General features: G+C 57.7%; 10 protein-coding genes. 5 read left to right on the top strand and 5 right to left on the bottom strand.

What is annotated here, in order from left to right:
* Positions 1-54: 54 nt before the first annotated feature.
* The gene (gene speB, locus AC2FIP_RS12435) at positions 55-1,023 is read left to right on the top strand and encodes an agmatinase (RefSeq protein WP_496786638.1); all 969 of its coding nucleotides are present in this window, start codon (positions 55-57) and stop codon (positions 1,021-1,023) included.
* On the opposite strand, the gene AC2FIP_RS12430 is transcribed toward speB, so the two are convergent.
* From AC2FIP_RS12430 to AC2FIP_RS12410, 5 genes are all read right to left on the bottom strand, one after another.
* Positions 1,020-1,994 (bottom strand): arginase family protein, encoded by a 975-nt coding sequence (locus AC2FIP_RS12430; protein WP_496786636.1) that lies wholly within the window; start codon positions 1,992-1,994, stop codon positions 1,020-1,022. The two genes, speB and AC2FIP_RS12430, sit on opposite strands and share 4 nt — an antisense overlap.
* Positions 1,995-2,045: 51 nt before the next feature.
* On the bottom strand, positions 2,046-3,635 hold the full coding sequence (locus tag AC2FIP_RS12425; protein ID WP_496696712.1) for an ABC transporter permease: 1,590 nt from the start codon (positions 3,633-3,635) through the stop codon (positions 2,046-2,048).
* On the bottom strand, positions 3,628-4,665 hold the full coding sequence (locus tag AC2FIP_RS12420; protein WP_142637767.1) for a quaternary amine ABC transporter ATP-binding protein: 1,038 nt from the start codon (positions 4,663-4,665) through the stop codon (positions 3,628-3,630). Before AC2FIP_RS12420 ends, AC2FIP_RS12425 begins: the two co-directional genes overlap by 8 nt.
* Before the next feature lie 77 nt (positions 4,666-4,742).
* On the bottom strand, positions 4,743-5,693 hold the full coding sequence (locus AC2FIP_RS12415; protein ID WP_142637765.1) for an ABC transporter substrate-binding protein: 951 nt from the start codon (positions 5,691-5,693) through the stop codon (positions 4,743-4,745).
* Between the two features lie 339 nt (positions 5,694-6,032).
* Positions 6,033-6,920, bottom strand: coding sequence for a LysR family transcriptional regulator (locus AC2FIP_RS12410; protein WP_142637763.1), 888 nt, complete (start codon positions 6,918-6,920; stop codon positions 6,033-6,035).
* 98 nt (positions 6,921-7,018) lie between these two features.
* On the opposite strand from AC2FIP_RS12410, the gene AC2FIP_RS12405 reads away from it, so the two are divergent.
* Genes AC2FIP_RS12405 through AC2FIP_RS12390 form a run of 4 tightly spaced genes read left to right on the top strand, consistent with a single transcriptional unit; the run spans position 7,019 to position 11,754 of the window.
* Positions 7,019-8,461: an aldehyde dehydrogenase family protein gene (locus AC2FIP_RS12405; protein WP_142637761.1), complete on the top strand. Its 1,443-nt coding sequence runs from the start codon at positions 7,019-7,021 to the stop codon at positions 8,459-8,461.
* Entirely contained in the window at positions 8,461-9,435 is a 975-nt protein-coding gene (locus AC2FIP_RS12400) for a membrane dipeptidase (protein ID WP_142637759.1), read from the top strand. The genes AC2FIP_RS12405 and AC2FIP_RS12400 overlap by 1 nt, the downstream gene beginning before the upstream one ends.
* Before the next feature lie 4 nt (positions 9,436-9,439).
* The gene (locus AC2FIP_RS12395) at positions 9,440-11,128 is read left to right on the top strand and encodes a hypothetical protein (RefSeq protein ID WP_496786631.1); all 1,689 of its coding nucleotides are present in this window, start codon (positions 9,440-9,442) and stop codon (positions 11,126-11,128) included.
* Positions 11,125-11,754 (top strand): DUF3726 domain-containing protein, encoded by a 630-nt coding sequence (locus tag AC2FIP_RS12390; protein ID WP_271949978.1) that lies wholly within the window; start codon positions 11,125-11,127, stop codon positions 11,752-11,754. Before AC2FIP_RS12395 ends, AC2FIP_RS12390 begins: the two co-directional genes overlap by 4 nt.
* Positions 11,755-11,760 lie beyond the last annotated feature (6 nt).

The following is an 11,760-nucleotide window of genomic DNA, read 5'->3' as shown; positions in this document are numbered from 1 at the left end:
GCTGATCGATCCCAACCAGTAGGCTTGCCGCACAGACACTCAGATGAGGCCCTCATGACAAATCCCTTCTTTCAGCCGGTCTCGGCAATGGAGCTTGCGCGTTTCGCCGGCGTCCCCACGTTCATGCGCCTTCCCGAGCTGACGCCCAAGGACGATCGGATTGACGAGGTGGATATTGGGATCATCGGAATCCCGTGGGATGGCGGCACCACCAACCGCCCCGGCGCGCGGCATGGGCCTCGGCAGTTGCGCGACTTTTCCACTATGATCCGGGCAATGAACCCGGTCACCGGGGTTGCGCCGTTTTCGATGGTGAATTGCGCCGATCTGGGCGATGTTGCGCCGAACCCGGTGGATATCGAAGACACCATGAACCGAGTGACGTCTTTCTATGACGATCTGACCGACCGGGGGATAACTCCGCTTACCGCTGGGGGCGACCATCTGACCACCCTGCCCGTCCTGCGCGCTCTGGCCAAGTCGGAGCCGCTGGGCCTTGTTCAATTCGACAGCCACACCGACCTGTTCGACAGCTATTTCGGCGGCTACAAATTCACCCATGGCACCCCGTTTCGTCGCGCAGTTGAAGAGGGCCTTGTAGACCCCAAGCGCTTTGTCCAAGTCGGCATACGCGGGACGGCCTATAACACAGACGATATCGATTGGGCCGAGGCGCAGGGCATCCGCATCATCCGCATCGAAGAACTGTTCGACCGCGGCATTGACGATGTCATGGCCGAGGTGCGAGAGATCGTCGGAACAGGTCAGACCTATTGCACCTATGACATCGACTTTGTGGACCCCACCTATGCCCCCGGCACTGGCACGCCGGAAATTGGCGGGCCAAACAGCTTTCAGGCGCAGCAGGTGATCCGCCAGTTAAGCGGTGTCAATTTGGTTGGTGCTGATCTGGTTGAGGTCGCGCCCCCCTTCGATGCCGCTGGGGGCACGGCCTGGCTGGGCATCTCACTGATGTTCGAGCTACTGTGTGTTCTGGCACAGGCCGTAGACGCCCGCCGCTAACCGGTGTTTTCGGCAATCATCGAGATCATCTCGAACATCACCGCCGCCGCGGTCAGGGCGGTGATATTGTTGGGGCTGTCCTTAGTGGGCATCATGCAAACAACGTCACCGCCGACAATGTTCAAGCCGCGCGCGGCACGCAGGATACCAACGGCTTCGTCAATGTCGAACCCCTTTTCGCCCGGCTCCAGATTGGACACCGCCGGAGCGATTGTCGGGTCAAGGCAATCCAGATCGAAGGTGATATAGACCGGGCGGTCACCTAGAACCTCTTTGGTCTGCGCCACTACATCTGCAAGCCCGCGCTGACGAAATTCGCGCATGGTGACGATGTTGTACCCATAGTCGTAAGAAGGCTGCAACCAGTCCAGGCTGCGCGGATGGCCTCGCAGGCCGATCTGCATCGACCGGGTTGGGTCAACCTGCCCCTGATCCGCCACATAGGCCCCCCAATGGGCGGCGGATTTCTTGGCCCCCAGAAAGTGGTCGACCTTGGTGAACACATCCGTATGCGCATCCAGATGCAGAAAGCTGATCGGCTCTCCTCCGGCCAGCTTCCCGCAGCCCAGCGCCTGTACGATCCCGCCGGTAATGGAATGGTCACCGCCAACTGACACCGGGCGCGCACCTGCCGCATCTATGCCCTTGTAAAACGCGGTAATGCGTTCGATGCAGTCTTCGTTATCGTTGGCGCGCGGAAAGGGTACATCGCCGACATCGGCAATCTTCGCGCGGCTCCAAGGGTCGATCTCAAAAACCGAATGGACCCTGCGCTGTACCGCCGAGACATTCCGCAAGGCGCGCGGGCCCAGATGCTGATCCCTTTCGGTTGTCCCGTTTCCGGTCGAATGCGGCACACCGACAAGTGCAATATCCTGCCCCTCAGGTCCGATATTGGGGCAGCGAAACATCGTCGGTATGCCCCACCAGTACAAATTGTCCATCATGGACTGCTCATAGCGGTCGACCATTTCATCCTCCGGTAAAAAAATGCCCCCGGCCTGGGCCGAGGGCATAGAAGTTCAGATTCTTTCGTCTTCTCGCCGGAATGCACCCTGAACAATACGGTCCATGACCATAGCAAGGAACAAAATGGCAAAGCCGCCCAACAAGCCGGGCCCCTTGGCTGCGTATTGCAACGCCTCAAGGATTTCCTTGCCCAGCCCTCCGCCACCGATCAGCGAAATGATCACCACCATCGATAGGCACATTAGGATGGTCTGGTTCACCCCGGTCATGATCGACGGCAAGGCCAGAGGTATCTCGACATCCTTCAGCAACTGCCATTTCGAAGCCCCAAAGGCCACAGCAGCCTCTTTGATACTGTCGGGCACCCCGCGCATGCCCAGCGCGGTCAGTCGGATGACCGGCGGCATGCCAAAGATGATCGTGGCCAGAATGCCGGGCGGGTTGCCGGTGCCAAAGAAGGCGATGATCGGGATCAGATAGACGAAGGCCGGCAAAGTCTGCATCAAGTCCAGCACGGGCTCTGCCGCGCGGTAGGCACGCCTGGACTTGCCAAACCAAATGCCCAGTGGAATGCCAAAAACAACGCATAACAGCACCGCCGCACCGACCAGCGCCACGGTTTCCATCGCCACATCCCAATATCCCAGCAAGGCGATATAGGCTAATGAAGACGCCGTGAAGATCGCCACTCGGGGGCCTGCAGCCCTCCAAGCCGTCACACATATCACCAACATCACAACCGGCCAAGGCGACCCGATCAGCGCAATGGTCAGGGCATCCAGAACCGACCGAACCCCAGCAACGATCCCATCGAATACGTCCCCGCCAGCAAGAGCGGCCGCATCTATCTGCGCCTCCATCCAGCTTGCAAGATTTGAAAACAAGGTCCCGCCGCCCTCACCCAATATCAGTGCGGACACTTCTTTTTCGGGGAATGCATCCAACATGGCCAGCGAGGCATTGACCGTGAATTTGTAGACAATCAACGGCCCAATCGCCGCAACAAGCACAGCCCCCAGCACCATATTTCGCCTGGACTGGCCACTTTCGGTACTGTCCGGATCGGTCCGCCATTTTGAATACTGTTTTTCATAGACGCGGTCGGCATAGAAGCCCTGTGCCAGTTTGAATACCAGCAGCATCAGCAATCCGGTGATCATGATGCTCAGCGCTTCAGACTGCGCGGCCGCGGCTTTTCCAAAGCTGGTATCGGCGGCTTTCTGTATATTCGCTGCCAGCTTGGTAAAGCGGTCGATATCGGCCTTCTCTGTCGCATCGGCCGCCCGCGCCAGCAGCTCGTCGGCGCGTGCCTGCTGACGTTCGGCACGTTCCACCATGTCAGCGCCCGGATTGCCCCAGGCGCCTCGCCCGATCTGAACCCAAGCGATGATTTCCAGGATCAGGAAGGTCCAGAACATCCCCCAGATGGCTCGTGATGCTGACCACAAAGGCCCCAGAACCGCGGCCCAGAGATTGAACGTATTCGGAACCGCGCTAGTTGCATCATGGATCTTGTGAAACGCCTTGACGTAATAGTCCCCGTTCGGACCAGCAAACTCGTGAATGGACCGATCCAGTGCCTCATGGTCGACCTCGATATCCGAGGCGGCGGTGACTTTCACTTCGGTGGTTACATCAGTCATTTTTGCCCCCCTGAATTCCGCGCAGCAGGCGCGGTTTGGTCACGACGCCCACGTCCTGTCCTGCATCGGTGATGATCACCGGCAGGTCCGTGTCGACAGCCAGGTCGATCAACTGATCCAGATCGGCCCCCTCATCCGCGCGCGGCGCGCCGTCGGTCGGGCCGGAATAGCTGTCCAGTGGCTCCATGATTGAATGCGCCTTGACCAGTTTCAGTTTGGATATGCCCTGAACAAACTCGCGCACATAGTCGTCAGCCGGGTTCATCACGATGTCTTCGGGCGTTCCGATCTGAACGATGACACCATCTTTCATGATCGCGATACGATGGCCAATGCGGATCGCTTCGTCCAGATCATGGGTGATGAACAACGTCGTCTTCTGCAACTGGGCAACCAGCGCTTTGAACTGGTCCTGCAACTGCAGCCGGATCAGCGGATCAAGCGCCGAAAAGGGCTCATCCATCAACAGGATTTCCGGGTCCGAGGCCAGCGCGCGGGCGATCCCGACACGCTGCTGCATCCCGCCCGACAATTCCTTGGGCAGGCGGTCTTCGTACCCGGTTAGGTCCACCAGACCCAGCGCATGGTCCGAGACGGCCCAGCGCTTGGACTTGGACACTTTGCGAATTTCCAGAGGATAGGCCACATTGTCTCTGACAGATCGGTGCGGCATCAGCGCCATATGCTGGAAAACCATCCCGATCTGCTGCGCGCGGATACGGCGCAGTTCAGCCTCGGATATTTTGGATACGTCCTGGCCCAGAATCTCGATCTTGCCTGAGGTCGGCTCGATCAAGCGGTTCACGTGGCGCACCAGCGTGGATTTCCCGGATCCCGAAAGACCCATAATGCAGAAGATTTCGCCGCGCGGAACTTCGAAAGACGCACCCTGTACGCCGACCACACAATTATACCTTTCAAGAACTTCAGGCTTTCCAATCCCTTCATCCCGTACTGCGGTCATGGCCTCCTCTGCCCGCGCACCGAAAATCTTCCAGACATCTGTCAGTTTAACGACTGTTTCGGTCATACTTGCCCCTTCAATGCAAAACAGGCCGCCAGGCATTCCCGGCGGCCTATCTGTAATTCAGTTCCGAGCGTTACCGATCACTCTGACATCCAGTTCAGAACCGCATCTTCGTTCGCACCGACCCATTCTTCGGCATATGCGAGCGGCTCTTTGCCATCTATGACAAGCGCATAAGTCATGGCCGAGACAGCGGCAGTATCCAGTTTCATGTTGGACAACAGCCGAGCAACCTCGGGGTACTCATCCTCAAGAGATTTGGCATAGTGAAGGTGCAGATAGGCCAAATCCCAGGCGACACCTGCTTCGGATTTCTCCAGCCAATCCGGATCATCCGTGGGCTGCAGGACATTCCATTTTGCCGCGTCATAGGCTGGCTCTTCCAGGATCTGAAGATCATGCAGTTCAAACACGTAATGCGGCGTATAGCAGAAACCCACCCAAGGCTCACCCGCTTTGATCGCGTTATCAAGGTTCGCATAGGCGACGGTTTCGTCTATCTCGGTCAGTTCCATGACCTGGTCATAGCCATATGATTTGGCCCGGATTTTCTCGACATTGGTCGACGCCCAGCCGGGGGCACCGATCCATACTTCGCCCTGCCCGTCGCCATTGCTGTCGAACAGTGCCGCGATGTCGGGATTGGTCAGGTCGTCAATGGACCGGATATCATTGGCATCAGCGGTCGCCTTGTCGACACACATTCCTTGAAACGCCTCAACGCCATTGGAATTGAAGGTAACTGTACCCTTTTCGGTTACATAGGTGTCATGCAGGTTCTGCTGGTTCGGCATCCACACTTCGGGGTGTACGTGCATGGCGCCGGAATCCATCGCCTCGAACACGATCGGGTTGGTGCCATTCTGAAGCTCGACCTCTAGCCCCAGATTTTGTTCGATCGCAACCTTTAGAATGTGCGCTGTTGCATTTACCGATGGCCAGTTCGGCACACCGATCACAATGTCAGCAGCAAAAGCAGGCACAGCGACCATCATCGACGCGCCTCCCAGTAACATAGTGAGTTTGTTCATTTATTTCTCCGTGTTGGACGTTCGAGGCGCTGTTCTTCTTACCCTAGGGGCAGCGGTGAGCCTGTCAAACGATATCGGGATGAGGTTCCATCCCCCTTTTCAGCCAATACCCGGGCGCGCCGGTGTGACATGAAAATTCAAACATGCCGACATATAGCCCATCAAGAGCAAGATGCCACAAATCGATTTATGCGGCTTTCTCGCAGGTTAGTTTCGGTTTATTCTGATCTTGATCGATATGACGCCTGAAATAGGTACAGCCGATTCTTGAGTGGGCTTGTCTGCCAGTAATATCTTCTACGCGGCGCCATCTCAGACGAGGGCAAAGGTTTTATCCAGTCAGTCCTCAGATCCCAGTACAAGATCCTGCTTCAGGATGAAGTCCCCAAACGCGTCCGTCAGCGTTTGAAAGCGCGAGCGTTGCGAGACATAAAGATACACCTGCCTTTGATCTTCGAGATCAGCGATAGGACGGAAGACGATAGCCTCAGGGAGAGACCGTGCAACGGTTTGCGGCAAAACCGTCACCCATTCCTCGGTGCGCACCAATGCGATCAGTGAATGGGTGTTCTGAATGGTCACACCGGCCTTCGAAATCGCCGCGTGAAACCGCGGGGACTGAACCAGATCGCACAGAGCATTGCGTATGAAGGGAACCGAAGCCACCTGTTCGATGGTTGGCATCTCCGATTGCTGTGCCAGCGGGTGAGCAGCCGTGCAAACCACCCCAAACCTGTCTTCGAACAAGGGCGTGGCTGTGACCCCGTTTAGCGCAAGATACCCGGATGCAATACCGATATCTGCTTTTCCTTGCACAACCGCGTCCAGTACCTGCTGTGTATCGGTATCGCGGAGCTCGATCCTGATATCGGGGAAATGGCTATTCATGTGACTCAGCACCTTGGGAAAGGCAAGAGCCGCCACCGACGGCACAGACACGATCCGCAACAGGCCGTACTCTGCGCTGGCTATTGCCTCGATATCCTGAACTGTTTGATCGAACTGTCTGACCTGCTTCAAAGCCAAATCATGAACCTGCCGACCCACTTCTGACAGTCGGTTTTTGCGCTCTCCCTCGAACAGCTTCTTACCCAGGTGCTCCTCAAGCTGCTTCAGCGTCATTGACACCGCCGATTGCGTTCGCCCAAGACGGTCGGCGGCCTCGGTCAGATTACCAGTCTGCACAACCGTGCAAAAACTGCGCAGTGTTTCAATCTTGATCGCCATACTTCAATTTTTCTGCAATTTGTTTCATTTAATTGAGTTTGACTGATGTTCGCCAAAAAATCCATCCTAGGTCAAATGAAATCGCACTGGGGCGTAACGTGACACAACTGAATCTGATTGCTGGCGAATGGCTGGCAGGTGAGTCTGAAATCGAAAACCGCAATCCTTCGGACCTGAGCGATCTGGTCGGCATGTTTGCACAGGCCAGCGCTGACCAGCTTGAGGCGACGCTGGATCAAGCCCGTGTTGCACAGGCTGAATGGGCCGCCTATGGCATCGAACGGAAGCAAGCCGTTCTGAACGCTATCGGCAATGAAATGATGGCCCGGGCCGAAGAACTGGGTACGCTCTTGGCGCGCGAAGAAGGCAAGCCGCTGGCCGAAGGCAAAGGCGAAGTGTTCCGCGCCGGGCAGTTCTTTACCTACTACGCAGCTGAATGCCTGCGTCAAATCGGTGAGAACGCGGATTCTGTGCGCCCCGATATCGAAGTAGACGTTCGCCGCGAAGCTGTCGGCGTTGTCGCCATCATCAGCCCATGGAACTTCCCTACCGCGACTGCCTCGTGGAAGATTGCTCCGGCGCTGTGTTATGGCAACGCGGTTGTGTGGAAACCCGCCAACATCACCCCGGCATCCGCTGTCGCACTGACCGAAATCATCGAACGTCAGGACATCCCCAAAGGTCTGTTCAGTCTGGTCATGGGTTCAGGGCGCAGCATCGGGCAACGCCTGGTCGAAAGTCCCAAGGTCAATGCAATTTCCTTTACCGGGTCAGTTCCGGTCGGCAAGGGTATCGCAGCAGCCGCCATCCAGAACCTGACCAAAGTTCAGATGGAAATGGGATCAAAAAACGCGCTGGCTGTGATGGACGATGCCGATCTGGATCTGGCCGTTACTCTGGCATTGGGAGGAGCGTTTGGCGGCACCGGACAGAAATGTACGGCGTCTTCGCGCCTTGTCGTGCATGCGGGTATCCATGACGCGTTTGTCGAAAAGCTGGTGGCCGGTGCGCAAGCGATGAAGGTCGGCCACGCGCTGGAGGAAGGCGTGCAGATGGGTCCCGTCGTCAGCCAACAGCAGCTGAGCGAAAACCTGGCCTATGTTGATCTGGGCAAATCCGAAGGAGCCGAGCTGGCCTGTGGTGGAACCCGGCTGGAGATGCCTCATGACGGGTTCTACATGTCGCCGGGCGTGTTTCTGAACACCAACAACGACATGCGCATCAACCGCGAAGAAATGTTCGCGCCCCTGACCTGTGTCATCAAGGTTGGCAGCTATGACGAAGCGCTGAGCGTCGTCAACGACACCAACTTTGGCCTGACCTCGGGCATCGTGACCAAATCGCTGGCCCGCGCCACGCATTTCCGTCGCAATGCGCGCACTGGTGTTGTGACTGTGAACCTGCCCACTGCAGGCACCGACTACCACGTGCCTTTTGGCGGCCGCGGCGACAGCTCTTACGGGCCGCGCGAACAGGGTAAGGCTGCGGCCGAGTTCTATACCACGGTCAAAACCGCCTATATCAGCGCGGGCCCCGTGTGATGCGGATCGACGGGCTACAATATGCCAACTGGTCGGAAAAGATTTTCCGCCAACTTCGTGACGGGGGCGTGGACGCGATCCACGTCACCATCTCGTACCACGAGAACTTTCGCGAAACGGTTCTGAATTTCGAGAAATGGAACCGCTGGTTCGAACAATACCCGGACCTGATCATGAAAGGGCGCTGGGCCAGCGATATCGATACGGCTCGTAAAACGGGCCGGACGGCTGTGTTCTTTGGCTTTCAGAACCCCTCGCCCATCGAAGACGATATCGGGCTAGTCGAAATCCTGCACGATCTTGGCGCCCGTTTCATGCAGCTGACCTATAACAACCAGTCCTTGCTGGCGACCGGCTGTTATGAGGCCGAAGACACAGGCATCACCCGTATGGGCAAGCAGGTGATCAAAGAGATGAACCGCGTAGGTCTTGTAGTGGACATGAGCCATTCGGCGGACCGTTCTACCATCGAGGCCGCTGAATTGTCCGAGCGTCCCATAGCCATCACTCACGCGAACCCGTATGATTGGTCGCCCGCGCTGCGTAACAAGCGTGACGATGTCATTCGTGCTGTGACGGAAAATGGCGGGATGCTTGGCTTTTCGGTTTATCCCCACCATCTGAAAGATAAATCCGACTGCACGCTGGACAGTTTTTGCGAGATGATCGCACGCGCCGCCGACAAATACGGCGCGCAGCATCTGGGGATCGGTACAGACCTGTGTCAGGATCAACCCGACAGCATTGTGGAATGGATGCGGGTTGGCCGCTGGACCAAGGAAATCGACTATGGCGAGGGATCCGCTTCGGCACCAGGCTTTCCGCCCATGCCGGGCTGGTTTCAGGACAACCGAGATTTTGGGAACATCGAACAAGGGTTACGCGCGACCGGCCTGAACGATGACGAAGTGGCCGGGATCATGGGCAGGAACTGGTATCAGTTCTTTGCCGAGAACTTCGTCCCACAAGGGTAACACTATGAATACACGCGTGCAGACTGAAAATGTCAGACGTGATCCCGCGATGGTCATGCGGCTGTCGCGGCTGGGCTCGCTGCATCAATGCCGTCTCAGCTTCATGCGGCAACTGACCCGCCGTATGGCGCAGGAAAACTGGAGTTTTTCCCGCCCTGCGTTCGAGATTGACGAACACGGCGTTGGCCATGCGGTCTATACCGCGCAAGGCCCTGATCACGCATATTCTCTTGTGGCGTTTGCCCATGATCTGCCGCCCGAAAAACGCTCGGACCGGGTCATCGCCGAGGCCTGGGACGCCACCTTCGCGCTATTTGACGGCATTCCGACGGCGGATGATATTCACCGCCTGTCGCAAAACGTACCAGTGCAAGAGGCCGGGCGCGTCAGCGAGTCAGAACTGTCATTGTCGCGCGCCAACCGGTCAGTCCGCCTGTGGGCACATGTGGTCGACCGCCTGGCCGCTGGTCAACAACCCGATCTGGAACAGATTTATCAGGTTGGCTACCTGATGCGGACAACCGCCGTGTATGGTTCCGGCAAGTTTGGGGCTGCAGATCGCGAGAAAACAGCCAGTCGCCCCGAGGTCAACGGCCCGTTCCAGACCGAGATGTTGTCGGTCTACCTGACCCGGACCTTTGTGCGCGATCTGGTGCAGCATATGGCCCAAGTGAAGGGCGGCGATCAAACCGCGCAGTTAGATCCGCAGATCGCCAGTTGGCTCGGCATTGGCAATTCCACAGGTCTGGGCATGGCACCGTTCATCGTCAACCATCCGATCTTGTTCAACAACTGGATCATGGCGCGAGAGGAAGCCATCGCCCGCGTACGGTCGCTCTTGACCGCCTCGGAAGATGAGGCCCGTCAATTCCGTGGCATCTATGATCGTAGCAAACTCTCGATGTCCTGGTGGCAGTCTGAGCATCCGGTCCAGCGCGATAAGCTGGCGGCGCTCAACAACGATCTGCAGGCAATCTCTGGGTATCTGGACAGGGATGATCTGACGCAGAACCAACCCTGGGATCGGTTGATCCTGTGGTCGCAATCCGCGCTGAGCGAGGAGGGCCAGGAACTGCTCGCCTCGCTTATCCTTGAGCCCTATAGCGAATTGGTCGATGGGCTGAGCTGTTGTATGGCCGACAGCAATTCAAGTGCCCATGTGATTGATGGATCAATGTCGGTAGGCGCTGCGCGCGATCTGATCAGTAACAGTTTTGGCTGGGCCTTGGATCTGGATTGGAACGCAGCGGAAAACTGTGCGCGGGCCTGGTATATCTCCGAGGAGAAGCTGGAGCCGCGACTGGGTGAGCGCTTTGAGGAACCGATAACCGGTTACGAACAGCCCCTTGCCCCGGCCCGTGACGCCGCGATGGCGGATAAGGCACTTGCCGAATGGGATACTCGCTCCTCCGTTGCAGAGTTTCTGCTGCGCCATCCTGAACATCGCCACACCCTGCGCCGCGCTCAAATGAGCCGAGTAGCCCCCTATGGTGAAATCCACGACAACACCATCAGCGCCGCTGTCCTGCCTATCGACATGCTGCGGGCCAAGCTGTCGTTTTTTGGGGCAACCCATTTTGACCCCCGGTCGGACCGCTGGGTGCGGATCTGCATGTATTCCGGCGCACCATATCCTGATGAGTTAACGCCGGAAAATGCCGATCTTTGGGTTTATCCGGAGTTGCCGCAATGACCTATTCACTGAACGAGATCGAAGCCACCTCTAAACGCGCCGCCCGAGGGGCAGGTTATGCCTGGGGTCTGGCAGAAGAGGCCGCCAAGGCCACACGCTGGTTGTGCGGGCATGGGCTGGACGGGACTACAGAGCTGGCCCACCTGCTGGACTTGGGTTTGGCTGCGGCGCCGGCAGATCACAGACCAGATGCGATGCAGGGCCCATGGCAGGGCAAGGGCGCTTTGTGCCCTCTGGCCACTGGCACCTTGCTGTCGGATTGTGCCGAACAGCTGCGCGCCGGACCGGTTGAGATGGCCAACATTGCAATCCCTGCACTGTTACTGCCCTTTGCTGCCTATGCGGCACGTGAACTCAAGGGCTGTGTGGTGCTTGATTGTGATGGGCATCTGGCGGCATGTGATGGGTATTCCGTGTCGACCCCAGATACCTTACCCGCCCAGGCGCGCAGGGTGGTGGTTTCGCTGGGGGAACAGCGCACAGGCCCCCGCCCACATCAGACCCGCGCCGCCCCGACTGATCAGGCTTGGGCAACGCTGAATCGCTTTGCCCACCGCACCTATGCCCCCGCAACCGAGGAATCCCGCCTGCTGGGTGCAGGGGCCGGGCTTTCTGACAATGACTGATGAGGT

It is taken from the genome of Ruegeria sp. CDSB114 (assembly GCF_059611025.1).
This window is presented reverse-complemented; position numbering and strand designations above follow the sequence as displayed.

What these genes read in the sequence shown, in the direction of transcription:
- AC2FIP_RS12410 (WP_142637763.1), bottom strand. Translation starts at nt 6,920, where the DNA reads ATGGCGATCAAGATTGAAACACTGCGCAGTTTTTGCACGGTTGTGCAG.
- AC2FIP_RS12430 (WP_496786636.1), bottom strand. Translation starts at nt 1,994, where the DNA reads ATGGTCGACCGCTATGAGCAGTCCATGATGGACAATTTGTACTGGTGG.
- speB (WP_496786638.1), top strand. Translation starts at nt 55, where the DNA reads ATGACAAATCCCTTCTTTCAGCCGGTCTCGGCAATGGAGCTTGCGCGT.
- AC2FIP_RS12415 (WP_142637765.1), bottom strand. Translation starts at nt 5,693, where the DNA reads ATGAACAAACTCACTATGTTACTGGGAGGCGCGTCGATGATGGTCGCT.
- AC2FIP_RS12390 (WP_271949978.1), top strand. Translation starts at nt 11,125, where the DNA reads ATGACCTATTCACTGAACGAGATCGAAGCCACCTCTAAACGCGCCGCC.
- AC2FIP_RS12420 (WP_142637767.1), bottom strand. Translation starts at nt 4,665, where the DNA reads ATGACCGAAACAGTCGTTAAACTGACAGATGTCTGGAAGATTTTCGGT.
- AC2FIP_RS12425 (WP_496696712.1), bottom strand. Translation starts at nt 3,635, where the DNA reads ATGACTGATGTAACCACCGAAGTGAAAGTCACCGCCGCCTCGGATATC.
- AC2FIP_RS12395 (WP_496786631.1), top strand. Translation starts at nt 9,440, where the DNA reads ATGAATACACGCGTGCAGACTGAAAATGTCAGACGTGATCCCGCGATG.
- AC2FIP_RS12400 (WP_142637759.1), top strand. Translation starts at nt 8,461, where the DNA reads ATGCGGATCGACGGGCTACAATATGCCAACTGGTCGGAAAAGATTTTC.